The sequence below is a fragment of the Microbacterium sp. LjRoot45 genome (genome assembly GCF_964253325.1).
GTDB lineage: Bacteria > Actinomycetota > Actinomycetes > Actinomycetales > Microbacteriaceae > Microbacterium.
The window spans coordinates 2,182,730-2,206,967 of the sequence record NZ_CAXUQM020000001.1 but is presented as its reverse complement, the minus strand read 5'-3'; the positions used below and the strand labels follow the sequence as shown (position 1 = coordinate 2,206,967).

The following is a 24,238-nucleotide window of genomic DNA, read 5'->3' as shown; positions in this document are numbered from 1 at the left end:
AACACACATGACCGACACCCTGCCCACCATCGGTTGGATCGGCGCCGGCCGGATGGGCGCGCAGCTCATCCAGAGACTGCTCGACGCCGGCTACGACGTCGCCGTCTACAACCGCACGGCATCCAAGGTCCAGCCGCTCGTCGACGCGGGCGCCCACCACGTCGCGCGGCCCGTCGACCTCGCCGATCGCGACCTCGTCTTCAGCATGGTCTCCGCCGACAAGGACCTCGAATCCGTGCTCCTCGGACCCGACGGCCTGCTCACCGGCGAGACCTCGCCGCGCATCGTCGCCGACGTCTCGACCGTCTCGGTCGCCACGAGCGAGAAGGTGCGCGCCGCCGCGACCGAGCGGGGCACGGCGTTCCTCGCGACGCCGGTCTCCGGAAACCCCGCCGTCATCGCGGCGGGCAAGCTCACCGTCGCCGTCTCGGGCCCTCGCGACGTGTTCGACGAGGTGGAGCCCGTCCTGCAGGTCTTCGGCCGCGGCGTGACCTACGTGGGCGAGGGCGAGGTGGCACGCCTCGTGAAGATCGCGCACAACGTGTTCCTCGGGGTCGTGACGCAGTCGCTCGCCGAGATCACCGTGCTCGCGCAGAAGGGCGGCGTGTCGCGGGAGGCGTTCCTCTCCTTCCTCAACGACTCCGTCATGGGGTCGGTGTTCACCGGCTACAAGACGCCCGCTTTCGTGAACCTGGACTTCACCGCCACGTTCACGATGCCGCTGCTGCAGAAGGACTTCGATCTCGGCCTGGACGCGGCCTACAAGCTCGGTGCCCCGATGCCGATCGCCTCGGCCACGCGCCAGATCGTCGCGCAGGAGGTGGGCGCGGGCAACACCGAGCTCGACTTCGCGACGCTGCTGCTGGCCGTGGCTCGCGGCGCCGGTCTCGAGCTCGAGTCGGAGAACGCCGACGTCACCGACGGCCTCGCGGACTGATCCGGTGACCGCGCAGATCCCGGCGACCATGCGGGCCGCCGTGCTCCACGGTCGCCGGGATCTGCGGTTCGAGGAGGTGCCCACGCCGAGCGCCGGCCCGGGCGAGCTCCTCATCGAGGTCACCGCGGTCGGCGTGTGCGGCACGGATGCCGCGGAATGGGCCCACGGTCCGAAGCTCTTCCCGATCGACGCCGCGCATCCCGTCACGGGACACCACGGTCCGCTCACGATCGGACACGAGTTCGCCGGTCGCGTCGTCGCGGTGGGTGAGGACGTGGATGCCGCGTGGGTCGGACGCCTCGTGGCATCCTGCGGCGCTGCCCCCTGCGGGCGGTGTGCGCTGTGCCGGGAAGGGCGATCGAACGTGTGCCGCCAGTACAGCGCCGTCGGCCTCCACCGGCCGGGTGCGCTCGCCCGCTACGTCGCGGCGCCGGTCGCGAGCTGCGTCGACGCCGACGCGTGGGGCCTCGATCCGCACGAGGCAGCTCTCGTGCAGCCGATGTCGATCGCGGTCCACGCCGCCCGCCGCTCCGGAGCAGCCCCGGGCGACGTCGCGGTCGTGCAGGGCGTGGGTGGGATCGGTGCGTTCCTCATCCACGTGCTCGTCGACCTCGGTGCCCGCGTCGTCGCGGTCGACCTCGACTCCGCGCGCCTCGCCCTGGCGCGGGAGCTCGGCGCGGCAGAGACGATCACCGGCGGCGCAGCGTCGACCGCCGACCTGCTCACTGCCGCATGGGGGGAGGAGCTCCCCGTCTTCTTCGAGGTGACGGGATCGCAGCGCGGCATGGACCTCGCGATCGACACGGTGCCGATGGGAACGACGATCGTCGCCGTCGGAATCGCGAAGACGCCCGCACCCGTCGACCTCGGACGCGTCACCGTGCGGGAGCTCACCCTCGTCGGGACGAACGCCATGGTGCGTGAGACCGACCTCGGCGACGCGGCCCGCCTCGTCGCGGCGCGGACCGGACGATGGGATGCCGTCGCCGCCGCCCCCCTGCCGTTCGAGCAGGTCGTGGACGGCGCCCTGGCGCCCATCGCCGAGGGTCGCCCGCCCGCCGTGAAGTCGCTCGTGCTTCCGCCCGTCTGATCGAGCGGTCACCGCATACACAGCGGATCCTGGGGAGGGCGCGGCATCCTGGGAAGGATCCATCGCGCGGTCGCCTTGATACGGGTGACCCACTTCGAAAGGAACCCCCATGACCACCATCGCCGTCCTCGGAGGCACCGGCTACGCCGGTCGCCACATCGTCGCCGAAGCCGTCCGCCGAGGACACACCGTGCTCTCCGTCGCCCGCACCGCACCGTCGGAGCGCGTCGAGGGCGCGACGTACGTCGAGGGGACGCTGCTGGACGTTCCGGCACTGGCATCCGAGCTCACCGGCGCCGACGTGGTCGTCTCCGCCGTCGCCCCGCGTGGGGACATGGAAGGTCAGGTGCGCGGCAACCTCGAGGCGCTCTTCTCGGTGCTGCCCGACGACGTGCGCGTGGGGGTCATCGGTGGCGCGGGCGGCAGCCTCGTCGCCCCCGGCGGTCCGCGGGTCGTCGACAGCGGCTTCCCCGACGAGTTCAAGGCCGAAGCGCTCGAGGCGATCGGTGTGCTCGAAGACCTCCAGGCCGAGCAGAGCGGCCGCGACTGGTTCTACATCCACCCGGCCGGCGGCTTCGGCGCCTGGAACCCGGGGGAGCGCACCGGTTCCTACCGCGACGGCGGCGACGTCATCGTCACCGACGCCGACGGCGAGTCGTTCATCTCCGGCGCCGACCTGGCCGTCGCCGTGCTCGACGAGATCGAGAACCCGAAGCACTCTCGGGAGCGCTTCACGGTCGGCTACTGACACCGCGCCGTTCCGGCCCGACTCGAGGTCGGCTCAGACGAGATCGCGCCAATCGACGGCGTCGTCTTCGTCGGGGTCGACCTCGATCGCTCCCGTGACGACCGGGAGCGCCATCGTCTCGGTCGGCGGACCCATGACCGTCGCCTCGTCGCGGCGGTGACGCAGCACGTCGTCGATGTAGGACCCCACGGTCTCGGCGATCGGCACCGACGTGCCCCGCGCCTGCGACATGTACCAGCGGTGCTCCAGCACCTGGTGGAACACCTCGGCGGGTTCGAGCTTCGCGCGCAGGTCGAACGGGATCGCCTTGATCACGGGTTCGAACACGCGCGTCAGCCACTCGTGCGCGACCATCTCCTCGTCGGACCCGAGGCGGGAGACGCGCGCGCTGAACTCGTCCATGTCGTTGAGGAGGCGGCGCGCCTGGTTCTCCTCGACGTCGAGGCCCGTGAGACGCAGGAGCCGGCGCTGGTGGTGTCCGGCATCCACGACCTTCGGTTCGATCGTCACACGGGTGCCGTCGGGGGTCGACTGGATCGACATCTCGCCGATGTCGAACCCGAGCTCGTTGAGACGCTGCACGCGCTCGGTGAGACGCCACGACTCGTTGGCCGAGAACGTCTCCTCGTCGTTGAGGGCTCCCCACAGCGACCAGTACGACGACATGATGCGGTCGGCGATCGCCACCGCGTCGATGCCGCGCTCGAGGCGCCCGCCGGCCTCGAGGTCCATGAGCTCGCCGGCGATGTTGGTGCGGGCGACGTCGAGGTCGTGTTCCCGCTGGCCGCGGGTGAGTCCGCGCTCGTGCAGCTCGCCCGTCTCGGCATCCACGAGGTAGGCCGCGAACTCCCCGGCATCCCGGCGGAAGAGCGTGTTCGACAGCGACACGTCGCCCCAGAAGAAGCCGATGTTGTGGAGACGCACGAGCAGCACCGCCAACGCGTCGACGAGGCGGCCGGCGGTGTCGGGGCGCAGCACCTGGGTGAACAGGGCGCGGTAGGGGAGCGAGAAGCGCAGATGCGCCGTGACGAGAGCCGCGGGAAGAGGCTCGCCCTTCGGGGTGCGGCGCCCGTCGATCACGGCGAAGCGGTCGACGCAGGGCACGTCGAGGCGCGCGAGCGAGCCGAGCATCTCGTACTCGCGCCGCGCCATCTCGGCCGTCGTCTCCTTGACGGCGACGACGCGCCCCGAGAGGTTCGCGAAGCGCACGAGGTGCCGGGAGATGCCCTTGGGGAGCGACACGATGGTGTCACTGGTCCACTCCTCCAGCGGCGTCGACCACGGCAGCGAGAGCAGCCCCGCGTCGACGCTGCTGGCTGTGATGGTCAGCGACTCCACCACGGATGCTCCTCTGGGGTCGTGACATGCGGCGCGGCGCGGGGGTCGATGACCCGCCGCGCCGCGTCGCTGTCGTGAGTGGTGTGGCTCAGGAGGCCGAAGCGATCGCCTTGTCGGTGAGGCGCTCGCCCGTCTCGATGTCGAACACGTGCACGTGGCCGGTGACCGGCGCCAGCACGACCTTGTCGCCCGCGTTCGGGTGACGGCGGCCGTCGACGCGCGCGACCAGGTCGGCGCGCTTGCCGTTGATCTCGGTGTGGCCGTACAGGTAGCCGTCGGCGCCGAGCTCCTCGACGAGGTCGACGTCGACCGTGAGGCCCTTGCCGTCGGCCGGGTTGACCGTGATGTCCTCGGGACGCACACCGATCGTGACCTGCGAGCCGTGCGCCTTGCCGAGGATGTCGGCCTCGACACCCACGACGGCGGTGCCGAACGTGACGCCGCCTTCGGCGAGGTCGGCCGGGAACAAGTTCATGGCCGGCGAGCCGATGAAGCCGGCGACGAACACGTTGTTCGGCTTCTCGTACAGGTCACGCGGGGTGCCGACCTGCTGGAGCAGACCGTCCTTGAGCACGGCGATGCGGTCGCCCATGGTGAGCGCCTCGGTCTGGTCGTGCGTGACGTAGACCGTGGTGACGCCGAGGCGGCGCTGCAGCGACGCGATCTGCGTGCGCGTCTGGACGCGGAGCTTGGCGTCGAGGTTCGACAGCGGCTCGTCCATGAGGAACACCTGCGGCTGGCGGACGATGGCGCGACCCATCGCGACACGCTGACGCTGACCACCCGAGAGGGCCTTCGGCTTGCGGGTGAGGTACTGCTCGAGGTCGAGGAGCTTCGCTGCCTCTTCGACGCGCTTGGCGCGCTCTTCCTTGCCGACGCCGGCGATCTTCAGGGCGAAGCCCATGTTCTCGGCGACCGTCATGTGCGGGTAGAGCGCGTAGTTCTGGAACACCATCGCGATGTCGCGGTCCTTCGGCGGGATGTCGGTGACATCGCGGTCGCCGATGAGGATGCGGCCGGAGTTGACCTCTTCGAGGCCGGCGAGCATGCGCAGCGAGGTGGACTTTCCGCAACCGGACGGTCCGACGAGGACCAGGAACTCGCCGTCGGCGACCTCGAGGTTCAGCTTGTCGACCGCGGGGCGGGTGCCGCCGGGGTAGAGGCGGGTTGCGTTGTCAAAGGTGACGGACGCCATTTGTTCTTCTCCTTCACCGGCAGGTACGTGCCGGACGATCCGTAGTGATGGAATGAGCGGGGGCTTGTCCCGCACGTCCTGAGAGGACGCAGGTTCAGTATCGCACGTGAGCGCGTGCCAGATGAAGCGTGTGTCTGGGGTTTTCCCAGGGTGTCTGATTACGATCGGAATGTTCGCAATCCCGTGCGACCCGACGGCCAGCCCACGCCGCCACCTTCGTTTCTGCAAGAGGTTCCATGTCCACCGACGACTCCCGTCCCGAGGTCGCTCCGATCGACCGCCGCGAGGCCGTGCGCGAGAAGGCGCAGCAGGTGCGTGCTCAGCAGTCGCGTGCGCGCCTGGCCCGTCGCTCGGCGCTCGTGGCGGGCGTCGTCGTCGCGGGCGTCGCCGTGATCGGGGTCGTCGCCTGGACCATCTCCGCCACGGCCGGTCGCCCGCAGCTCGAGCCGCTCACCGCCGACGCCGACGGTTTCGCGATCTCGTCCGTCGCGGGTGTCGTCGGGGTCGCTCCCGACGTGCCGGTCGATCCCGACGCGGCCTCCACGCCCGCCGCAGACGCCACGCCCACTCCGACCCCCACGCCTGAGGCGACGGATGCCACGGCCCCTCCCGTCGAGATCCGCGTCTACGTCGACTACCTGTCGCCGGGCGCGCGCGAGTGGCAGCTGGCCAACGTGCAGCAGTTGTCCGCGTGGGTCGAGCAGGGGGCGGCGACGCTCACCTACCACCCGGTGTCGATGCTGGCGGCGAAGTCGAACGGAACCAAGTACTCGCTGCGCGCCGCGAGCGCTGCCGCGTGCATGGCCACCTACTCGGCCGACGACTACTTCAACTTCAACAACGAGCTGCTGTCGCGGCAGCCGGCGGTCGACTCCGACGGCTACACCGACGCGGAGCTCGCCGACCTCGCGATCGCCTCGGGCGCGGACGACCCCAAGAAGGTGCGGTCGTGCATCGAGTCGGGCGACTTCACTACGTGGGTGAAGGATGCCACCGAGCGCGCTGTCGCCGGCATCCCCGACACCGACGATCTCGCCCTCACCGGCATCCCGATGATCCTCGTCAACGGTCAGGCCTATGTCGGGGCGCTCGACGACCCGGCGGAGTTCTCTCAGTTCGTCATGACCAGCGCGAGCGACGCGTTCTACAAGTCGCAGCAGGCGGAAGAGACGCCCAGCCCGACACCGACGCCCACGCCGTAAGGCGGGGCTCGCGCCCCGGATAGACTGGGCGCTCTTGCCGGCTTGGCGCAATTGGTAGCGCACCGTACTTGTAATACGGGGGTTGCAGGTTCAAGTCCTGTAGCCGGCACTCTCGGGCCGTTGGCATTACTGTTCGCAAAACCGCCGAAAAGACAGACGGGCACTCGCATCGCGCGGGTGCCCGTCTGCTGTTTCGGCCTCCGGTGGGCCGGAGAGGGTCACAGGGTCAGTCGTGATCGTGAAGTCGTGGATGAAATGACGAACGCGCCCGGTTTTCGGGCGCGTTCGATCGTCTCGTGTGCGGTGGGTGGCGCCGGTTTCGTCGCCGGCGGGTGGCGCTGTTCGAGTGGTGCTCAGGTTCGTAACGGTGTGGAGATCGGTCGTGCGACCGGTTCGGTGGCCTTCAGCGTGATGGCGGCCGTGCCGCGGGGGATGGTGAGGTCGCCGTTGCCGGTGGTCTTGGTGTACTTGTTCGCCCAGACGCGGTCTCGGCGGCGAAGCAGGGGGATGCGCGGGCTGGTGCGCGCCTTCTCCTTCTCCTTGTCGCTGAGGAATGCGGCGATCTTCCGGATGTTGTGGTTGACCAGGAGCATGGTGATCATCACCTGAGCGGCTGCGATGCCTCGGACCTTGCGGCGGCCGGCGGTCTCGATGTCGTCGTTGCCTGAGGTCTTGAGCTGGCCGTTCTCGGACTCGATGGAGTTGCGGGCGTGGTCGTGGAACTGTTCCCACTCTTCGCTGCCATAGTCGAACGCCTGCGGCGGCGACTGCATCTCGGTGAGGTCGAAGGCCGCGGAGTGCTGGGTGCAGATGGTGTCGAGGAACTCCTCCTCGATCTCCTCCGGCTTGACCTCCGGGCGGGCCTTAATGGCGGCGCCGACCATGAGCTCCCGGAGCGGGCATGTGACCGTCGGTGCCTTGCCGAGCGCCGGGCAGCGGAGCAGGACCTTCCCTGCGGGCGTCTTGGCCTTCTCTTTGACGTGGAGGCGGTAGCTCTTGCGTTCTTCGAGGCGCGCTCGAAGGGTGGGAGCGTCGATCTCCTTGGCGAGGAACATCTTCGATGCGTTCAGGAGGTGCTTCGGCGTGCTGGGGCAGTAGACGTGTCCTTCGACGAAGAGGCCGCCGTGGTCCCCACCCTTCACTCCCATCCGGTCGGTCCGGTAGTCGGTTGACGGGGTGAATCCTGCCTCCAGGGAAGGAACGAGGAGTCGGAACGATTTGCTGTTGGCGTAGTACTGCTTGTCGGCATCGGCGACTCCCGGCTCGAGGGTCGGGTCGATCGCGGCTGCGGTCTGCAGCAGCCGGGTCGCTTCCTCGGCGACTTCCATGTTCGGGATGCTGAGCGACGCGGCCACGACGAGGCCGGGGAAGCGGTTGGAGCCGGGGGCCTCGGAGTCGACGCGGACGGCGAGGTTCGCGACCCAGCCCCATTCGTAGTCGGCGTACTCACCGCGTCCGGGGGCGGTCTCGTCGACCTCGCCCTTCTGGTAGTCGTTGCGTTCGCCTTTGCCGCTCTTGACGTGCCAGCCGGCGAACGCGTCGACGGGTCCGGGAGCGAGCTGCCCGAGGTCCGCACCTTGCTCGGATCTGACGCGACTGTTCAGGTGCTTCTTGGAGTAGCCCTTCGTCGTGGGGGTGCCGACATAGGTCTGGTCGAAGGACACGTCCATCTGCTTTGAGGCGCGCCGGATGTGCCGCGGCTGCTCCATGAACGACATGTTCAGCATGACCCGGGTGAAGTGATCGAGGCGTGCCTTGTATTTGTCAGCACGGTCGGCGTCGTGGTCTTTGAGGATCTGCTGGATCTGAGTGTGCGTCTTCGATGTGTATCGCTCCTGGGGGTAGGGGTCGACGAGTCGGATGATGCGGTGGAACGCGCGGACCGTGTTGTTGTACCAGCGGGCGTTGATCGCCGTGTGCGTGGCGAACGCGGTGGAAGCCTTCGATACACCGAGCAGCGTGCGGGACTGATCGTCGAGGCGGTGCTGCAGGAGTGTCGCCGCGCGACTCATGTGCAGCGGTGCGCCCTCGTGGGTGAGGATGAGCATCGCGGTGAGGAGGGCGCGGAAGGAGATCGCGGCGGGTCTGCCGCCCATCCCGTCAGGGTTGGCGTCTTCGGCGCTCCACCGTTCGAGCTGTTCGAGGACGCCGGACTTCCGGACACGCGATTCGACGAGGGCGACGAGGCCGGGGTCGACGGTCTGCATGTTGCGGCCGCGGCCGATGATCTCCCGTTCGGTGATGCCACCGAACTCGGTGGTGTAGCCGGGGAGGTGGTAGTCGGTGTCGATGGTGCTCATCGGGCCGCCTCCGTCCCGGTGAGCAGCGCGGTGTAGTCGGCGACGTCGAGGTGGGCGGCGTTCTCGTAGTAGCGGACGAGGGTCTGAAGGTGCTGGATGCCGGAGACCTGCTTGAGGACGGTCAACGGGACGTTGTTGTCGATGTGGTGCATCAGCCAGCTGGTGCGGAGCGCCGCCGGTGTCGGGCGCACAGGTGCGGGATTGTCGCTGAGGAAGTGCTGGATGACGCGCGGCGGATACTCATCGTCACGGAAGCCGACGAACAAGTTCTCGTCCGCGCCCTCTCGCCCCTCGATGCTGCGCAGCAGGGCACGGGACCATGACTGTCGGACAGGGACGCGACGGGCACGTTCGCCGTGGACGTCGACGAACGTTAGGTCGCCGTCGCGCAGGATGTCGCCGACCCGGGCGTTGACGATCTCGGCGGAGGTGAGCCCGGCGCCGCCGGCGAGGCCGAGGATCGCCCACGCGTTCTGCCGCTTCAGGAGGGTCGTCCGCGAGTTTGCCCAGCTGTGCATGGTCGCGATCTGCTTCTTCGTGAACGCTTCGCGGACCTTGTCGCCCTGGAACGGCGCCGTGACGAGGTCGAGGTCTGCGAGGACGCGTCCGACGTGGACGATCTGCTGCGAGGTTCCGTAGCGGTGCGGCACGGAGCTGTTCTTGTGTTCCGCCGCGAGGTAGCGATCGATGTGGCTCTGCGTATAGACGGCCTCGATCGTCAGTTCGATACCCGTGCGCGCCCACACCCAGCAGTGGAAGCGGGCGGTCATCGACATCAGTCGCCGGGTGACGTTGAAGGTGTCGGGCAGCATCGAGGCGGCAGTGTCGACCGTGAACGGGCGCACCTTCGCCCACGCTCCTCGGAGGTCGCGGCTGATCGGTTCGTAGCGGGTGATTATCTTCCACGCGTGGTCGCTGACCCGCGGGTGGTGGTCTCGGATGGCCTCGATGTGGGCGGGAATGTCGGAGAGTCGGTCTTTTCGAGAGTCGGTCATGCCGAGCATGTACGCGGCGACGGAAAAGTTTGCGCATGACCTTCTCGAGAGCCAACGACACACGCCGCACCGTCAGCTCTCCCGGCACCCGACGAGTTAGGCCCGCGGGGGCTTCGGAGCTCGCGGCGGTAGGAACCGGTTGATGCGGTCGAGCGACGCCAACTGTTCCAACCCGGCGATCCGAAGCAACTCGTGGGGAGCCGTGCCGAGGGTGAGGTGGGTGACGAGCCATGTCGTCCGCATTCGCACCGGACGCACATCGACCGGCGTGTCGTGTCGGCGATGGAGGAAGTCGGTGACCTGTCCAGGCTGGACACCGCGTCGACGGGGGCGGAACAGCCACTGCTCGACCGTCGCGCTCTCGAGCGCGTCCCTCACCGGCTGCTGCCAGGCGGGGAGCACAGGAACGACCCGGGGTCGCCCCTCCCACACCTGGATCCGAACCCCATCACCACTCGCGTCCACTTCTGAGGTGCGTACGCGCAACAACTCCAGCGTCGTCAACCCGGCGCCGAGTCCCAACGCCAACAACAACTGAGCATCGAGACGTCGCGCCGGCTGCCCTTGCCGGACTGCCCAACTCCGCATCGCGACGATCTCCGCATGCGTGTAGGGCGGAGTCGGCTCCGAACGAGGAATCCGGTACGCCCGCTCGGCCGGCGGCATCAAGGCGTCAGCGACGACAACAAGCGCAGAGCGGTACGTCGCGCGCGTCGTGCGCGTCGTGCCCGGCATCCCACGATGCACGAACTCGTTCACCAGCGGCCGCCGGAAGATCTCCTTCGCATCCGGCGCGATCGCCTTCGTCTGCCACGCCCACAACGCCATCGCCGTCGCCGCCGACTGGAACCCGCGAGGTGACCGACCGGAGACGCGAACCGCCGCAGTCACCGCCACGGTCACGACAGGTTCCAGGACTGCCCAGTAGGGCAACGCGTGGACCGGAAGGAAGCCCGCGATGGTCGCGTCGTCAGTCGCCGACGTCGACCGCTTCGAGTCCTCGCCCATCAGGTATCAAGCCGGTCTAGCTGCGGCGGGCGGAGGAGGCGATCGATCCGCGTCACGGAGGCGGTCTCGCGCCGCGTGAACTCCACGTTCGGTATACCACGATCGACCAGCAGCACCATCGGCTCTCCGATTCGGCACGTGGCGACGACGAGGGGGCGATCGGAGCGAGCCTGCTCCCTCCCGATGAGCACTTCATCGCTCGAGCCAAGCCGGACGGTCAGGCACTCATCCATGTCGACGAGGAAGCGGCATCCGTCGCTCGTCGAGATGGCGTACGCGCCCGCGATCACGCCACAGAGATCGCCGATCGGTGTCGTTGGCATTGCCATCGCAGCCTCCTGATGGGGGTCTGCTCAGGCTAGGAATCGCGAAAGTGCAACTCCACCGACTCACCGACAGCACCGCCGTCACTCTGCGTGTCCACTGACCCACCACACACCGCGCATAGATCCATGGGGCCAACCCCGAACCCATGGAAGGACCGCGCACAACCGTGACCAACGAGGAACTGCACGCGCTCGCCGACGCACTCCGGCAGGCCATCGACGCTCACGATGAAGAGGGCCGGCGGTACTCGGAGGAGGCATCTCGGTTGCTTGCCGACGATCATGTTCTTTACCCTCGCGCGGTGAAGTGGAGCATGTCCCTGCTCGCGTACGAGCAGTTCCATCGGGCGACAGGGAGACGCCCGCGCGAGAACACTCGGGCCCGCCACACCCTGGGCAAGGACGAACGTCATCTGGGCGAATGGGCGCGGTACCAACGGCGGTTCGAGGATCGGCTCAATGCCTACCAGCTGGCGCGCCTGGAGGTGTCGCCCGCATTCGACTGGGACCCGCGCAGTGCGGCATGGGAGCGCAGACTGGCAGCTTGCCTGGAACACCAGCGACGGACAGGCAAACTACCCACTCACGCGGCATCCGACCCCGTCGAGTTCGCACATGCGCGATGGCTCGGCCGACAACTACGCAGCCTGCAGACAGGAAGACTCGATCCTCAACGCGTCGAGGGCCTTGGAACGCTCCTCAACCCGAATCGCCGGTCAATCTGAGGAGGCAGGAGCGTCTGGGCTCGCTCGGAAAGAACGCAGCGGTATCGGAACCATCAACCAAGAGCGCCTAGTCCTCCGGCAAGACTGCCTTGTGTACTCGCTCGCCGAGCCGCCCGCCGATCAGCGCGGCAAGCACCGCCACCCCCAGCAGCGCCGACACTGCCGCGACCAGAGTCCACGCCCCGAGCCAGCCCGCGATCGGATAGCTGATCAGGAAGCAGGCGTGCGAGAGCGAGAACTGGGCGGTGTACACGAGGGCGCGGTTGTCTTCTGTCGACGCGGCCAGCAGCAGCCGCGCCGACGGCGTGTTGATGAGCGACGTACCGGCCCCGAGGACGGCCCAGACGACGAGCAGCACGGCCCACGCGCCATCCCCGTTCGTCGCCACGAGGGTGAACACGAGCGCACCCGTGAGTCCTGCGACGACGACTCCCGCGCCGAGCAGCATCGCGCGGGTGACGCCGACGGCATCCACGATCCGCGGCGTGTTCAGCGCCACCAGGAGCGAGCCGACCCCGTACGCACCGTAGGCGAGGGCGAGCGCGCTGTCGTCGAGCGCGAAGACCCCCTTGATGTAGACGACGCTGTTGACGAGGACGACCGCGGTGCCCGCGGCGACCACGACGTTCATCAGCATGAGGAAGCGCAGACTGCGCGTGCGTACGAAGACACGGACGCCCTCGGTCGTGCGCTCCCAGAAGCTGCGTGTCTGCGCGGGGGCCGAGCGCGCCGGGATCGCCGTCGCGAACACGAGCGCGGCCGAGAGGAGGAAACCGCCGACCGTCGCGGCGAAGAGGTTCGAGTACGAGATGACCGTCAGCAGCGCCGCGGCGACGAGGGGACTCACGATCGCCTCGAGGTCGTAGGCGAGCCGCGACAGCGAGAGCGCCTTGGTGTAGTCCCGCTCGTCGGTGAGGATGCTCGGAATCGTCGATTGGAACGCCGGCGTGAACGTCGCCGACGCGGACTGCAGCAGGAAGATGAGCACGTAGATCTGCCAGACCTCGGTGACGAACGGCAGGCCCAGCGCCATGAGCGCACGCACGAGGTCCGCGCCGATGAGCACGGCTTTGCGGGGGAGTCGGTCGACCGCAGCGGCGACCAGGGGAGCGACCCCCACGTACGCGACCATCTTGATCGTCAGCGCGGTCCCGACGACCGCTCCGGCCTCATCGCTGGCGAGATCGAAAGCCAGGAGTCCGAGCGCCACCGTGAGCATGCCCGTTCCCAGCAGCGCGATCACCTGCGCGCTGAAGAGACGACGATAAGAGCGATCCGCGAGAACGGAGACGAGCCCGGATCCGACAGTGCTCATGCGTGGTGAGCGGGTCGTTCGTCGACGCTGTGCTCTGCCTGCAGCAGCGCCTCCTTGACGACGCGCAGAGCGTGTTCGTCGACGAGCGAGTAGAACGCGCGGTTGCCGTCCTGGCGCGCGTGCACGAGCCGTGCCCAGCGCAGCTTGGCGAGGTGCTGCGAGACGGATGCCGCCGGCCGATCGAGGATGTCGGCCAGGTGGTTCACCGACAGCTCGCCGTCCTTGAGCGCGAGGATGATCCGCACCCGCGTTGCGTCGGACAGAAGCCGGAACACCTCGACCGCGACGTCGACCAGCGGCGTCTCCGGCGACAGTGAATCTTCATGCGTATCTGCGTGCATGCGTAGATACTAACAGGCTAGGTCGCATGCTAGCGGTAGTTCTGGGTGCTTGATGGCAGTTCAGTGAACGATGTATGGTCAGTGCCTGATGACCATTGCCTCTCGCGTTGACGTGATGAATCGGTTGGGGCGAGCGATGGCCGATCCGTCTCGGTCGCGTATTCTGCTGGCGCTGCTGGATGCTCCGGGGTATCCCGCGGAGCTCGCCCGAGAACTCGATCTGACGCGGTCGAACGTGTCGAATCATTTGACCTGTCTGCGGGGATGTGGGCTCGTCGTGGCGAGCCCAGAAGGGCGGCGGACACGGTACGAAATCGCGGACCCCCACCTGACCTTAGGTCTTCGGCACCTGTTGGAGGCGGTCGTGGCGGTCGACGAAGGCGCCCCGTGCGCGGATGAGCACTGCGAGTGCTGCGCATGAGCGAGGAGTGCTGCGGTCCGGATGATGCGCGACCTTCGCCGCTGGTCCGACGCGTCGAGATGACTCGCCCCGCCCGAAGTGGGGATGCGTGCCACGGTCCGGACGTCACCGACGCGCATCGTGATGTCGTGGTGGATGTCGGTGACGCCTGCTGCGGTCCTGATGTCGTCGCGCGCGCGGCGGGTCCGGAGATGCCGGACGAGCTGCGGGGGGCGTGGTGGCGTGACATGGCGCTGCTGCCGTCGCGTTGTCTGGAGTGTTCCTTCTCGTCGGCTACGTGCTCGAGTGGAGCGGGGTGCACGTGACCGCGCTGGTGTTCCAGTGGCTGGCGTTGCTCGCGGGCGCATGCACGTTCGTTCCCGGCGCGCTGCGTCGCCTCATGCGGGGACGGTTGGGTGTCGGGCTGCTGATGACGATCGCCGCCGTCGGGGCGGTGCTGCTCGGACACGTCGGAGAAGCGGCCACGCTGGCGTTCCTCTTCTCGCTCGCCGAGGCGTTGGAAGACCGGGCGATGGATCGGGCGAAAGAGGGTCTGCGCGCATTGCTCTCGCTCATCCCGGACACGGTCCGAGTGGCGCGTCTGGCCGGTGAGGCCACGATTCCCGCGGTCGAGGTCCGCGAGCTCGACATCCTCGTCGTCGGGGCTGGTGAGCGGGTCGCGACGGACGGCGTCGTCGTCGAGGGTCGCTCGAGCGTGGACACCGCCGCGATCACGGGTGAATCGATCCCCGTCGAGGTCGGGCCGGGGGATGCGGTCGCCGCCGGATCCGTGAACGGGTCGGCGACGCTCCGCATCGAGGCGACCGCCGGCGGGCGCGACAACTCGCTGACTCAGATCGTGACGCTCGTCGAGCAAGCTCACGCGCGCAAGGGCGAGCGCGCGCGCCTCGCCGACCGGATCTCGCGTCCGCTCGTGCCCATCGTGCTGATCGCGGCGGCCCTCGTCGCCTTGTTCGGCCTGGTTGTCGGCGATCCGGGGACGTGGATCGAACGGGCCCTCGTGGTCCTCGTCGCCGCGTCACCGTGCGCGCTGGCAATCGCGGTGCCGGTGACAGTCATCAGTGCGATCGGGTCGGCGTCGAAGTTCGGCGCCGTCATCAAGTCTGGTGAGGCCTTTGAACAGCTCGGCACCATCCGGGCGGTCGCGTTCGACAAGACCGGCACACTCACCCGCAACGAACCCGCCGTCGTCGAAGTGCGGACGGCGGATGGCCAGTCCCGCGACGACGTCCTCCGGTGGGCGGGTGCCGTCGAAGCGGCCAGCACCCACCCGCTCGCGGCAGCGATCATCGCTGCCGCTCCGCCCTCGACAGCCGCGACGGACGTCGTCGAGGACGCCGGACACGGCATCCGCGGCATTGTCGACGGTCGGCCGATCCGAGTGGGCAATGTGCAGTGGCTCGATGCCGCGACATCGCGATCAGACGCCGACAGGATGGCCTCGCAGGGCATGACCGTCGTTGTGGTCGAAGCGGACGGCGCGATCGCGGGACTCATCGGCATCCGCGACGAACTGCGCCCCGAGTCAGCGCAGACCGCGCGGATGCTCCATGCCCAGGGCATCGAAACGATCATGCTCACGGGCGACAACAGCGCCACCGCGCACGCTCTCGCCCGCGACGCCGGAATCAGTGATGTCCGCGCGGAGCAACTCCCCGCGGACAAGGCCGCCGCGATCGACACGCTCACCCGCACCCGGCCGACCGCGATGGTCGGCGACGGCATTAACGACGCCCCCGCTCTCGCCACCGCCACCGTCGGCATCGCGATGGGCGTGAAGGGATCGGCCGCGGCCATCGAGTCCGCTGACGTCGCCTTCACCGGACACGACCTCCGCCTCATCCCCGGCGCGCTCGCGCATGCCCGACGCGGCCGGCGCATCATGACCGCCAACATCGTTCTCGCGCTCGCCATCATCGTCGGCCTGTTCCCTCTGGCGCTTTTCGGGGTGCTCGGACTCGCCGGCGTCGTCCTCGTCCACGAAATCGCGGAAGTCATCGTCATTCTCAACGGGGTCCGCGCGGCACGGCGTACGGCGCCGTCGGTTCCTACAGGTGGCGCGAGACCTGTTCTCCAGATGGTGGCGTGACCCGGCGATGCCGGGAGCATCAGCGCGCTGGGTTACCATGGAAGCGATGACTCTCGCATTGCGCACCCGAGCAGCGATGTTGAGTGAGCGACTGCTGATAACGAGAATCGTGACCAGTGTTGCGCTCTCGCTCCTCCTCCTGTTCGGGGTGGTCGGACTCGGTCATAGCGGTCCGGCTGAGGCGGGCGATGCCGCCGCGAGTGTGCTCATGGTCGACGAGGCGCTCGGCAGCACATCGGCCACAGCCACGACGCCTGTTCCCGCCAGCTCCGACGCGGAATCCTCGGGGATACTCTGCGCAATCGGCCTGTTCTGCGGGGTCATCGCGCTGCTGTTCCTGCGCCGACGTCTCAGGCAGCCGCAGCGCGCCCTCGTGACGACCCGCGGGCACGCGCAGCGTGTCATTCCGGTCTCCATCTCTCGACGCGTTCCCACACTTTCACTGACCGGTCTCGGCATCTCCCGCACGTGACACGTGCGGCGACGACCCCGATGGGGCTGTCGCCGCACGTCGTCATGTCCGTCGAATGCCGGGAGTCTCATGTTCCGCCACCCTCATGGTGCGCACGCGCGCACCCCTCTCCATCGCGACCTCGCGGTGCACATCGCAGCCGCGGGCGTCATGTCCCTTCTTTTCGCCGGTTGCGCGTCCGGCGCGGGCGTCGAGCAGGGGTACACCCCGCCGGACGGTGCCGGTGTCGTGTCGGTCGACGGGCGCATCGTCGAGATCGCTGCTGACGAGCGCGGCGAGCCGGTCGCGTTCTCCGGAACGAGTGAACACGGCGATGCGATCGACAGCGAGACGTTCAAAGACCGCGTGTATGTCGTCAACTTCTGGTACGCGGCGTGCGGCCCGTGCCGGGTTGAAGCGCCTCTGCTGGAGGAGGTGTGGCAGAAGTACCAGCGCGAGAAGGTGGGATTCGTCGGAGTCAACATCTACGACCAGCCCGGCACCGCCGTCTCGTTCGCCGAGCAGTACGGCATCACCTACCCGAGCGTGATCGATGTCAACGAGGGGGCTGTGAAGCTGGCGTTTGCCGCCGTAACGCCGATTCAAGCGACGCCGACGACACTGGTGATGGATAGGCAGGGTCGGGTCGCCGCACGCATCATCGGCGAACTGCCTTCGGCATCGATTCTGGACACGCTCGTCCGAGACGCCCTGGCGGAGGGCGAATGAACTCCGCCTTCGTGATCTTCGATGGGGCCCTCGGGGTCGCGGTCCTGATCGCAGCACTGGCAGGGCTCGTGTCGTTCGTCTCACCCTGCGTTCTCCCGCTCGTGCCGGGATATCTCGGCTACATAGGGTCGACCAGCAACGGTCATCCCGCCTCCCGTCCTCGCCTCCTCGTGGGCGTCGGACTGTTCGTGGGTGGCTTCACCCTCGTATTCATGACCGTCACGATCCTCGGAGGCGTGCTGGGGCGATTCTTCCTGGAGTACGCGAACGTGCTGACCCGCGTGCTCGGCGTCATCGTCATCGTGCTGGGGCTACTCTTCGTCGGTGCCTTCCCGAGGGCGCAGCGGACGTTCCGTCTTCGGTCGACCGCGCGCAGCGGTCTGTGGAGTGCTCCGTTGCTCGGTATCGCGCTCGGCATCGGGTGGACGCCCTGCATCGGCCCGACACTTGCCGCGATCATGTCGGTCTCCTGGAACCTCGGCGACCCGGCGCGTGCGGCTGTGCTGGGGCTCGCTTACTCCCTCGGGCTGGGCCTGCCGTTCGTGGTTATCGCGCTGGGGCTGAACTGGGCGATGAAGTCCGTGGAGCGTGTCCGGCGCCACATCCGTCTGATCAACATCGTGGGCGGGGTCCTCCTCATCCTTCTCGGGCTCCTGATGGTCACGGGCATGTGGGGGATGCTGATGTCCGCACTCCAGGGGGTGATGCTCGGTGTCACGCTTCCGCTCTGACCCGCTTCGTCCCGACGATCACGTCGACGAGGCTCCCGAGCCGACCGTGAACGGCCCGCGCCTCGACGCGCCCGGGTGGGCGCGATGGGTATGGCGTCAGATCACGAGCATGCGCACGGCCATCGTGCTCCTGCTCATGCTGGCGCTCGGTGCGATTCCAGGCTCGCTCGTTCCGCAACGGACCGCCGATCCCAACGGCGTCATCCAGTACTACAAGGACAACCCGGAGTGGGCGAGAATCCTCGACCAACTCCAGTTCTTCGACCTGTACGGGTCCTTCTGGTTCTCCGCCATCTACACCCTGCTGTTCGTCTCACTGATCGGCTGTGTGATTCCGCGCGCGCGACACCATTACCAGGCGCTGCGGTCTCAGCCACCGCGGACTCCTGCGCGCTTCACGAGGCTCGAGCAACACCGTGCAGCCGTCATCGACGGTGTCGGCGACCCGGAGACAACGGCCCGGGATGCCGTCGACTTGGCACAGCGTCTGGCGCGGAGTCGTCGCTACCGGGTGGCGCGCTACGACCGGCCGGGTTCGTGGTCGGTGTCCGCAGAACGCGGCTACGGCCGGGAATCCGGAAATCTCGTCTTCCACATCGCGCTCGTCGGCGTCCTGGTCTCGGTGCTCGGTGCCAGCGGGTTCACGTACACGGGGCAGCGCGTCGTCGTCGAAGGCACGACCTTTGTCAACGCGATGAGCGACTACTCCTCTTTCACCCCGGGACGATTCGTGGACGGTAGCCGGCTCCAGCCGTACGCCATGACGCTCGACACCTTCGACGTGCGGTACGAGCTGCCGGGCACCCCGGGTGCCGGTCAGGCGGGCGACTTTTCAGCCAACGTCACGATCCGTGGTCCGGGGATGCCCGCCGAGCGGGTCGAGAGCATCCGAGTCAATCATCCGATCACCGTCGGCGACGAACGCATCTACCTGCTGGGCAACGGATACGCCCCCACGATCACGGTTAGGAACGCGGCGGGCGACGTCGTGTACTCCGATGCGCTTCCCTTCCTGCCACAGGACTCGTTCATGACGTCACTCGGCATCATCAAGGTCCCGGACGGACTGCCGGAACAGATCGGTCTCGTCGGCTTCCTCTACCCGACGCGTGGCGAGCTGGCCAGCGGAGCGCTGACCTCTATCTACCCCGATCTCGTGGATCCCGTCGTGACCTTCAACGTCTATGTCGGTGATCTCGGCATCAATGACGGAACGCCGCGCTCCGTCTACGTGCTCGACACCTCTGGAATGGATCAGCGCACCGGTGCGGACACAGACGTGGAGTCCCTCGAACTGTCACCCGGCGACACCGTGGACCTACCCGATGGGTGGGGCACCGTGACGTTCGAGGATGCGTCGGAGGGGACCGACCCGATGTCGTCGGTGAAGCGCTTCGCGTCTCTGCAGATCCAGCACGATGCCGGCGCCACGTGGGTCCTCGTATTCGCGATCATCGCCACCTTCGGCCTGATCGTTGCACTTCTCTTCCCGCGCCGTCGCATCTGGGTCCGCGCGCGTGTCGAAGGCGATCGCGTCGCCCTCGAGTACGCGGCTTTGGCGCGTGGCGACGACCCCAACCTCGGTGACGCCCTGGACCGCTTCCGCGCCGATCATCTCGCCTCCCTCCCTACCCGCCATTCGAGTTCAGAAGGAACCCCATGAAGACACCCGCTAAGGTGACGATCATCGTCATCGCCGCACTCATCGCCCTCGGTATCGGCGCGATCCTCATCGCGATGATGAACCAGCCCACCGCTGCCGCGCCCGAGAGCAGCAGCGACGGCGCCCTGCCGGGTACGCGCAGCAACACGCATGTCCTCGACGACGCCGGTGCCGATGCGCCGACGCTCGTCGAGTTCCTCGACTTCGAGTGCGAGGCCTGTGGTGGCCTCTATCCCGTGATCGAGCAGGTGCGCGAGCAGTACCGCGGCGACATCAACTTCGCCATCCGCTACTTCCCGATCCCATCGCACCTCAACTCGATGAACGCCGCCATCGCCGTCGAGGCCGCCGCGCAACAGGGCAAGGTCGAGGAGATGTATAGCCGGATGTTCGAAACGCAGACCGAGTGGGGCGAGAAGCAGACCTCAGAGGCTGAGCGCTTCCGCGGCTTCGCGGAGGAGCTCGGGCTCGACATGGACGCCTTCGATGCCGCGGTCGCCGACCCGGAGACGCAAACCCGCGTCGAGATGGACTACGCCGAAGGCCTCGACTGGAACGTTGAGGGCACACCGACCTTCTTCCTCGACGGCGAGAAGCTGGAGCTCACCCAGCTGACCGACCTCACCGATGCTCTCGACCGCGCCATCGCCGGCTGACACAGCCCGCCCGATCACCGCCCGCGGACAGCGGCGCGTACCGCTGGCCGCCGCGGTTCCGATCGCCGCCGTCGGCGGGCTGGCACTCGACGGCGCGTTTCCCGCGCTCGCATGGTGGCCGCTGGCGTTCCTCGGAGTGGCTGCCGGGCTCCTCACCCTCGCGGGGCGGAGAGTGGGCGGCGCGCTCCTCGTGGGAGGCGTGTTCGGCGCGGTCTTCCATCTCACTCAGCTGGTCTGGGTCGGCGGCTTTCTCGGTCCGGTTCCGTGGCTCGCGCTCGCGACGTTGGAGACGGCGCTGTTCGCCGTGGGAGCCGCCGCCATTGCCGTGGTGTATCGCGGTCTGGACCGAGTCTCGATGGGACGCGGACGACCGATCATCGTGGCCGCCGGAGTCGCGACGGTGTGGACTGGTCGTGAAGTCCTGATGGGCGCGTGGCCGTACGGAGGCTTTCCCTGGGCGCGGATCGGGACGAGTCAAGTGAATGGCCCCTTCGCCGAACTCCTGTCGTGGGTCGGCGTGACCGGCCTGACATTCCTCGTCGTGTTGACCAGCGCGCTCGCTGTCGAGCTCGTGCGGCTGCGGAGTCGCTTCCGTGCTCGAACGATCTCGATCACCGTGATGGCGTTGGTGTCGTTCGCCGTCGTCCCGCAGTTCCCGACGACCCCCGCGGGCAGCATCCGCATCGGGTGGGTGCAGGGGAATGGCCCGACGGCATACTTCGATACCGCGAGCGACGGAGAGATTCTCCGTGCTCAGCTCAGCGCAACCGAACGGCTGCGAGGCGAGGATCTCGACCTCGTGGCGTGGCCGGAAGGGAGCGTGGACAGCGACCCCCTCGCAGACGGGGTGACAGCCTCAACGCTCGACACGCTCTCGGACGCTATGGGCGCGCCGCTTCTGATCAACGCCGCAACGCAACGAGGCGAGAACACGTTCAACACCTCCCTCCTCTGGCAGCCCGGCATCCCGCCGCAGCATCATGACAAGGTCAACCCGGTGCCGTTCGGAGAGCGTGTGCCGGACCGCTGGTTCTACGAGCGCATCGCACCCCAGTTCATCGACCTCATCCGCCGCGAGTACACCCCGGGTATGCTCCCGCCCGTCGTCACCGTCGACGCGAGCACCGTCGGACTCGCCATCTGCTTTGACGTCATCTACGACGCCGTCATCTACGACGGCATCCGAGATGGCGCGGAGGTGTTCGTTTTCCAGACGAACAACGCCGATTTCCGCGGGACCGACGAGAATCTTCAGCAAGCCGCGATCGCGCGAATGCGCGCGATCGAGACCGGTCGTGCCGTTGTCAACGTCTCGACTGTCGGCACGAGCCAGGTGTTCGCTCCAGACGGTGCCGTTCTCGACTCGGCAGCGCCCGATACGGTCGATGCCGCTGTCGCCGATGTCGAACTTCGCACCGGGGCAACCCTCGCGGCTCTCATCGGTCCATGGATCTCGCCTGTCGTCGTCGGCCTCGGCGCGTTGACCCTCGTCATCGCCCTCCTGTACTCCGGTCGTACTCCCGACGCCACACCACTTCGAACTCGAGAAAAGAGCTCCCATGTCCATGCCTGAGCCCGATCCTGCGTCGCCCCGCCGATTCCTCGGCGACCGCGCGCGTCTGCGCTTGTTCGCGCTCACCGTGATCATCACCGCCGTCGTCGTTGGCGTCGACCAGATGTCGAAGGCGATCGCACTCGACACCCTCTCCGAGTCGACGCGCCGACCGCTGCTGGGTGACCTGCTCGGGTTGCAGCTCGCGTTCAATCCGGGCACTTTCATGTCCTTCGGTGCAGGCTCCACCTGGATCTTCACGGCCCTCGCCACCGTCGCAATGCCCGTGGCGTTCATCGCCGCGAGCAAGGTGCGCACCACCGGGTGGGCATTGGCGATCGGGCTTCTGTGGGGTGGTGCGATGGGCAACCTCATCGACCGGCTCTTCGCCCCGCCGGGCTTCGGCGTCGGCCACGTGATCGACTTCCTGGCCTACGGCAACCTGTTCATCGGAAACCTTGCTGACGTCGCGCTCGGTGTCGGCCTCGGACTCGTCCTGCTTTTCATCTCGCGCCGGTCGCGCGGAGCCTTAGAGAATCGAAGCGAGCACGTTCAGCCGCAACTGAGCGAGCACCGCGACGATCGCAAGTGACACGATCGCCACCAGCGGCAACCAAGGCCAAGCCGATTCACCGACCTTCTTCGCGCGAGCGCCGTACACCCCGCGGCGCAGGTGCCGCCCCGTGACCGTGAGGAAGAGCGGGATGGTCGTGACCCAGACGACCATGCACCAGGGGCACAGGGTCCCGAGCACGTAAATGCTCTGCGAGATCAACCACACCACGAAGACGACCGCACCCGTGACGCCGACATGGAACGCCACCCAGAACCATCGGGCGAATCCCGGCGTCGCCAGCACGGCGACCCCGACACAGAGGACGAGGGCGAACCCGACGAGCCCAAGGTACGGGTTGGGGAACCCGAACACGGCCCCCTGCGGGCTGTCGAGATTGGCGGAGCACTGCACGAGCACCGAGACGTCGCAGCTCAGCACTCCCCGCGGATTCTGCAGCTTCTCGATCTTCTCGATCGACAGGGCGAGCGAGGCCATCAGCCCCACGAGCCCTGCGGTGATGAGGAACGACGCGAATGCGGTTTCGCGAGAGTCGTTTCTGTCATTGAGCACGGCTGGCCTCCGGAATGACGCGGGGGATGCTGATGAACGAGCCCGCTGCGACGCTGACGATAGCGGCCACGATGTGTGTCACGACCCAGAGGTCGCCCGTGAAGGAGAGGGGGAAGACAGGATTCCAGAGAACGGCAACAGCCGTCATCGGCAGGAGCCACCACCACTGCTTCGCAGGTACTGCGAACCACGCGATGATCACCGCGAGGATCGCCACGATGAAGCGGATGATGGATGCACCTGCCTCGCCGATGTAGATGATTCCGACGAGCAGGGTGGCTCCGAGAATCAGCCCGGGGAGGAGCGCGTTGCGCTGCCGGTCGGACGGGACGGGAGGTCGTTTCGTCATGAGGTGTGTTCGTCCGCTCTCTCAGTGGGTGGAGGATCGGCTGCATTGAGCCGTGCGAGGTAGGTGTTGTAGGCGTCCAACTCGGGATCGCCATCGCGATCCACACGCTGATCTCTGGCCGCGTCGCGTCGCGTGTCGTCTCGGAACCATCGGTGCAGCAGATAGATCAGAATCAGGACAGTCGGTCCTTCTCCGTAGCCCCAGGCGAGTCCGCCGGCGACGCCCTGGTCGGCCAGCGGATCGATGCCCCACGCGCTGGGTGGGTTTGCGAACGTGTCGAGGAGCAGGCGAGTGCTCATCATGATGATGACGCCGAAGAACGCATGGAGAGCGATCTCGATGAAGACGTCGAGGATGCCCGCGACGTGACCGTGGCGCACGGGTAGGGGATCATCCGACAACACCGGTAGGTGGAAGAGCACGCCCGCCGCGAGGAAAGCCGTCTCAAGAGCAACATGTCCGCCCTCCCAGCGGAGCGCGTTGTCGGCGATACCAGTGAAGTACAGCCCGTAGTAGCTCATGAGGAACATCGGGACGGTCACTGCCGGGTGCAGCAGCACGCGGGCCCACCGAGACCGCAGCCCCCCGAGGGCTGCACGCTGCACGAGACCGCCTAGACCCCGATGCGGCACCGCTCGCAGGAGGAGCCGTCCCGGCGACCCCCACACGAGCAGCGGCGGCACGGCGATCATCAGAGTGAGCTGCTGGAACATGAAGACGGAGAACAACTGCTCCCCGTAGGCATCGAGCTCCGTGCCGGTCACGAGCACGATGAGCGCGCATCCGGCGACGAAGAGCAGTGTCCGGGTCATCGACCAGCGCACCCCTTGTCGGCGCACCCGGATCACAGCGGCCACGTACAGCGCTGCCAGGCAGATCGCGAAGACGCTCAGCAACGAGACGCTGTGCACCTCGAGCTGCAGCATCGATGTAAGGGTGGGCGGATCGGAA

General features: G+C 67.6%; 24 protein-coding genes, 1 tRNA gene and 1 pseudogene. 15 read left to right on the top strand and 11 right to left on the bottom strand.

Annotated features, from left to right (window positions below):
• Positions 1 to 7 precede the first annotated feature (7 nt).
• From ACSQ18_RS10480 to ACSQ18_RS10470, 3 genes are all read left to right on the top strand, one after another.
• Positions 8 to 937 (top strand): NAD(P)-dependent oxidoreductase, encoded by a 930-nt coding sequence (locus tag ACSQ18_RS10480; RefSeq protein ID WP_436037243.1) that lies wholly within the window; start codon positions 8 to 10, stop codon positions 935 to 937.
• 4 nt (positions 938 to 941) lie between these two features.
• A complete protein-coding gene (locus ACSQ18_RS10475) occupies positions 942 to 2,027 on the top strand; it encodes a zinc-dependent alcohol dehydrogenase (protein ID WP_436037242.1) in 1,086 nt (361 codons plus the stop codon).
• A 109-nt stretch (positions 2,028 to 2,136) separates the two neighbouring features.
• The gene (locus ACSQ18_RS10470) at positions 2,137 to 2,775 is read left to right on the top strand and encodes an NAD(P)-dependent oxidoreductase (RefSeq protein WP_144808764.1); all 639 of its coding nucleotides are present in this window, start codon (positions 2,137 to 2,139) and stop codon (positions 2,773 to 2,775) included.
• Between the two features lie 33 nt (positions 2,776 to 2,808).
• On the opposite strand, the gene ACSQ18_RS10465 is transcribed toward ACSQ18_RS10470, so the two are convergent.
• Positions 2,809 to 4,116, bottom strand: coding sequence for a DUF4032 domain-containing protein (locus tag ACSQ18_RS10465; protein WP_436037241.1), 1,308 nt, complete (start codon positions 4,114 to 4,116; stop codon positions 2,809 to 2,811).
• An 85-nt stretch (positions 4,117 to 4,201) separates the two neighbouring features.
• On the bottom strand, positions 4,202 to 5,308 hold the full coding sequence (locus tag ACSQ18_RS10460) for an ABC transporter ATP-binding protein (RefSeq protein WP_436037240.1): 1,107 nt from the start codon (positions 5,306 to 5,308) through the stop codon (positions 4,202 to 4,204).
• 236 nt (positions 5,309 to 5,544) lie between these two features.
• Between ACSQ18_RS10460 and ACSQ18_RS10455 the strand changes: the two genes are divergently transcribed.
• Both ACSQ18_RS10455 and ACSQ18_RS10450 read left to right on the top strand, forming a co-directional pair.
• Positions 5,545 to 6,510 carry a thioredoxin domain-containing protein gene (locus tag ACSQ18_RS10455; protein WP_436037239.1) on the top strand — a complete coding sequence of 322 codons (966 nt, stop codon included), beginning with the start codon at positions 5,545 to 5,547 and terminating at the stop codon, positions 6,508 to 6,510.
• Between the two features lie 36 nt (positions 6,511 to 6,546).
• Positions 6,547 to 6,619, top strand: a tRNA-Thr gene (locus ACSQ18_RS10450).
• Between the two features lie 244 nt (positions 6,620 to 6,863).
• On the opposite strand, the gene ACSQ18_RS10445 is transcribed toward ACSQ18_RS10450, so the two are convergent.
• The 4 genes from ACSQ18_RS10445 to ACSQ18_RS10430 form a co-directional block, all read right to left on the bottom strand.
• A complete protein-coding gene (locus tag ACSQ18_RS10445; RefSeq protein ID WP_436037238.1) occupies positions 6,864 to 8,810 on the bottom strand; it encodes a hypothetical protein in 1,947 nt (648 codons plus the stop codon).
• Complete coding sequence (locus tag ACSQ18_RS10440; protein WP_436037237.1) at positions 8,807 to 9,805, bottom strand: tyrosine-type recombinase/integrase; 999 nt, start codon at positions 9,803 to 9,805, stop codon at positions 8,807 to 8,809. The genes ACSQ18_RS10445 and ACSQ18_RS10440 overlap by 4 nt, the downstream gene beginning before the upstream one ends.
• Before the next feature lie 96 nt (positions 9,806 to 9,901).
• Positions 9,902 to 10,813 (bottom strand): hypothetical protein, encoded by a 912-nt coding sequence (locus tag ACSQ18_RS10435; protein WP_436037236.1) that lies wholly within the window; start codon positions 10,811 to 10,813, stop codon positions 9,902 to 9,904.
• A complete protein-coding gene (locus ACSQ18_RS10430; protein ID WP_436037235.1) occupies positions 10,813 to 11,142 on the bottom strand; it encodes a hypothetical protein in 330 nt (109 codons plus the stop codon). Before ACSQ18_RS10430 ends, ACSQ18_RS10435 begins: the two co-directional genes overlap by 1 nt.
• Before the next feature lie 164 nt (positions 11,143 to 11,306).
• Here ACSQ18_RS10430 and ACSQ18_RS10425 point away from each other — a divergent pair, with 164 nt between their 5' ends.
• Positions 11,307 to 11,864: a hypothetical protein gene (locus ACSQ18_RS10425; protein WP_436037234.1), complete on the top strand. Its 558-nt coding sequence runs from the start codon at positions 11,307 to 11,309 to the stop codon at positions 11,862 to 11,864.
• A 67-nt stretch (positions 11,865 to 11,931) separates the two neighbouring features.
• Here ACSQ18_RS10425 and ACSQ18_RS10420 read toward each other — a convergent pair whose 3' ends face one another.
• On the bottom strand, positions 11,932 to 13,179 hold the full coding sequence (locus ACSQ18_RS10420) for an MFS transporter (RefSeq protein ID WP_436037233.1): 1,248 nt from the start codon (positions 13,177 to 13,179) through the stop codon (positions 11,932 to 11,934).
• A complete protein-coding gene (locus ACSQ18_RS10415; RefSeq protein WP_436037232.1) occupies positions 13,176 to 13,520 on the bottom strand; it encodes an ArsR/SmtB family transcription factor in 345 nt (114 codons plus the stop codon). The genes ACSQ18_RS10420 and ACSQ18_RS10415 overlap by 4 nt, the downstream gene beginning before the upstream one ends.
• 85 nt (positions 13,521 to 13,605) lie before the next feature.
• On the opposite strand from ACSQ18_RS10415, the gene cmtR reads away from it, so the two are divergent.
• The 9 genes and pseudogenes from cmtR (at position 13,606) to ACSQ18_RS10370 (ending at position 22,404) form a co-directional block, all read left to right on the top strand.
• Positions 13,606 to 13,941, top strand: coding sequence for a Cd(II)/Pb(II)-sensing metalloregulatory transcriptional regulator CmtR (cmtR, locus tag ACSQ18_RS10410; RefSeq protein ID WP_436038430.1), 336 nt, complete (start codon positions 13,606 to 13,608; stop codon positions 13,939 to 13,941).
• Between the two features lie 191 nt (positions 13,942 to 14,132).
• Positions 14,133 to 16,030 (top strand): annotated as a pseudogene (locus tag ACSQ18_RS10405) (heavy metal translocating P-type ATPase).
• Positions 16,031 to 16,139: 109 nt separating this feature from the next.
• Positions 16,140 to 16,502 (top strand): hypothetical protein, encoded by a 363-nt coding sequence (locus tag ACSQ18_RS10400; RefSeq protein ID WP_436037231.1) that lies wholly within the window; start codon positions 16,140 to 16,142, stop codon positions 16,500 to 16,502.
• A 228-nt stretch (positions 16,503 to 16,730) separates the two neighbouring features.
• Positions 16,731 to 17,210, top strand: a complete 480-nt coding sequence (locus ACSQ18_RS10395; protein ID WP_436037230.1) for a TlpA family protein disulfide reductase — start codon at positions 16,731 to 16,733, stop codon at positions 17,208 to 17,210.
• Positions 17,207 to 17,941 carry a cytochrome c biogenesis CcdA family protein gene (locus ACSQ18_RS10390; RefSeq protein ID WP_436037229.1) on the top strand — a complete coding sequence of 245 codons (735 nt, stop codon included), beginning with the start codon at positions 17,207 to 17,209 and terminating at the stop codon, positions 17,939 to 17,941. Before ACSQ18_RS10395 ends, ACSQ18_RS10390 begins: the two co-directional genes overlap by 4 nt.
• On the top strand, positions 17,922 to 19,604 hold the full coding sequence (gene resB, locus ACSQ18_RS10385; protein WP_436037228.1) for a cytochrome c biogenesis protein ResB: 1,683 nt from the start codon (positions 17,922 to 17,924) through the stop codon (positions 19,602 to 19,604). The genes ACSQ18_RS10390 and resB overlap by 20 nt, the downstream gene beginning before the upstream one ends.
• Positions 19,601 to 20,260 carry a DsbA family protein gene (locus ACSQ18_RS10380; protein WP_436037226.1) on the top strand — a complete coding sequence of 220 codons (660 nt, stop codon included), beginning with the start codon at positions 19,601 to 19,603 and terminating at the stop codon, positions 20,258 to 20,260. The genes resB and ACSQ18_RS10380 overlap by 4 nt, the downstream gene beginning before the upstream one ends.
• The gene (gene lnt, locus ACSQ18_RS10375; protein WP_436037225.1) at positions 20,232 to 21,833 is read left to right on the top strand and encodes an apolipoprotein N-acyltransferase; all 1,602 of its coding nucleotides are present in this window, start codon (positions 20,232 to 20,234) and stop codon (positions 21,831 to 21,833) included. The genes ACSQ18_RS10380 and lnt overlap by 29 nt, the downstream gene beginning before the upstream one ends.
• Positions 21,820 to 22,404, top strand: coding sequence for a signal peptidase II (locus ACSQ18_RS10370; RefSeq protein WP_436037224.1), 585 nt, complete (start codon positions 21,820 to 21,822; stop codon positions 22,402 to 22,404). The genes lnt and ACSQ18_RS10370 overlap by 14 nt, the downstream gene beginning before the upstream one ends.
• Here ACSQ18_RS10370 and ACSQ18_RS10365 read toward each other — a convergent pair.
• From ACSQ18_RS10365 to ACSQ18_RS10355, 3 genes are read right to left on the bottom strand one after another with little or no spacing between them, the layout of a single operon-like run.
• Positions 22,342 to 22,938 carry a vitamin K epoxide reductase family protein gene (locus ACSQ18_RS10365; RefSeq protein WP_436037223.1) on the bottom strand — a complete coding sequence of 199 codons (597 nt, stop codon included), beginning with the start codon at positions 22,936 to 22,938 and terminating at the stop codon, positions 22,342 to 22,344. The genes ACSQ18_RS10370 and ACSQ18_RS10365 overlap by 63 nt on opposite strands.
• Positions 22,928 to 23,287 (bottom strand): DUF6804 family protein, encoded by a 360-nt coding sequence (locus tag ACSQ18_RS10360; protein ID WP_436037222.1) that lies wholly within the window; start codon positions 23,285 to 23,287, stop codon positions 22,928 to 22,930. Before ACSQ18_RS10360 ends, ACSQ18_RS10365 begins: the two co-directional genes overlap by 11 nt.
• On the bottom strand, positions 23,284 to 24,213 hold the full coding sequence (locus tag ACSQ18_RS10355; RefSeq protein WP_436037221.1) for a cytochrome c oxidase assembly protein: 930 nt from the start codon (positions 24,211 to 24,213) through the stop codon (positions 23,284 to 23,286). The genes ACSQ18_RS10360 and ACSQ18_RS10355 overlap by 4 nt, the downstream gene beginning before the upstream one ends.
• Positions 24,214 to 24,238 lie beyond the last annotated feature (25 nt).

What these genes read in the sequence shown, in the direction of transcription:
- ACSQ18_RS10435 (WP_436037236.1), bottom strand. Translation starts at nt 10,813, where the DNA reads ATGGGCGAGGACTCGAAGCGGTCGACGTCGGCGACTGACGACGCGACC.
- ACSQ18_RS10440 (WP_436037237.1), bottom strand. Translation starts at nt 9,805, where the DNA reads ATGACCGACTCTCGAAAAGACCGACTCTCCGACATTCCCGCCCACATC.
- ACSQ18_RS10415 (WP_436037232.1), bottom strand. Translation starts at nt 13,520, where the DNA reads ATGCACGCAGATACGCATGAAGATTCACTGTCGCCGGAGACGCCGCTG.
- ACSQ18_RS10460 (WP_436037240.1), bottom strand. Translation starts at nt 5,308, where the DNA reads ATGGCGTCCGTCACCTTTGACAACGCAACCCGCCTCTACCCCGGCGGC.
- ACSQ18_RS10445 (WP_436037238.1), bottom strand. Translation starts at nt 8,810, where the DNA reads ATGAGCACCATCGACACCGACTACCACCTCCCCGGCTACACCACCGAG.
- ACSQ18_RS10430 (WP_436037235.1), bottom strand. Translation starts at nt 11,142, where the DNA reads ATGGCAATGCCAACGACACCGATCGGCGATCTCTGTGGCGTGATCGCG.
- lnt (WP_436037225.1), top strand. Translation starts at nt 20,232, where the DNA reads ATGCTCTCGACCGCGCCATCGCCGGCTGACACAGCCCGCCCGATCACC.
- ACSQ18_RS10470 (WP_144808764.1), top strand. Translation starts at nt 2,137, where the DNA reads ATGACCACCATCGCCGTCCTCGGAGGCACCGGCTACGCCGGTCGCCAC.
- ACSQ18_RS10390 (WP_436037229.1), top strand. Translation starts at nt 17,207, where the DNA reads ATGAACTCCGCCTTCGTGATCTTCGATGGGGCCCTCGGGGTCGCGGTC.
- ACSQ18_RS10380 (WP_436037226.1), top strand. Translation starts at nt 19,601, where the DNA reads ATGAAGACACCCGCTAAGGTGACGATCATCGTCATCGCCGCACTCATC.
- ACSQ18_RS10420 (WP_436037233.1), bottom strand. Translation starts at nt 13,179, where the DNA reads ATGAGCACTGTCGGATCCGGGCTCGTCTCCGTTCTCGCGGATCGCTCT.
- ACSQ18_RS10360 (WP_436037222.1), bottom strand. Translation starts at nt 23,287, where the DNA reads ATGACGAAACGACCTCCCGTCCCGTCCGACCGGCAGCGCAACGCGCTC.
- ACSQ18_RS10355 (WP_436037221.1), bottom strand. Translation starts at nt 24,213, where the DNA reads ATGCTGCAGCTCGAGGTGCACAGCGTCTCGTTGCTGAGCGTCTTCGCG.
- ACSQ18_RS10480 (WP_436037243.1), top strand. Translation starts at nt 8, where the DNA reads ATGACCGACACCCTGCCCACCATCGGTTGGATCGGCGCCGGCCGGATG.
- ACSQ18_RS10370 (WP_436037224.1), top strand. Translation starts at nt 21,820, where the DNA reads ATGTCCATGCCTGAGCCCGATCCTGCGTCGCCCCGCCGATTCCTCGGC.
- ACSQ18_RS10455 (WP_436037239.1), top strand. Translation starts at nt 5,545, where the DNA reads ATGTCCACCGACGACTCCCGTCCCGAGGTCGCTCCGATCGACCGCCGC.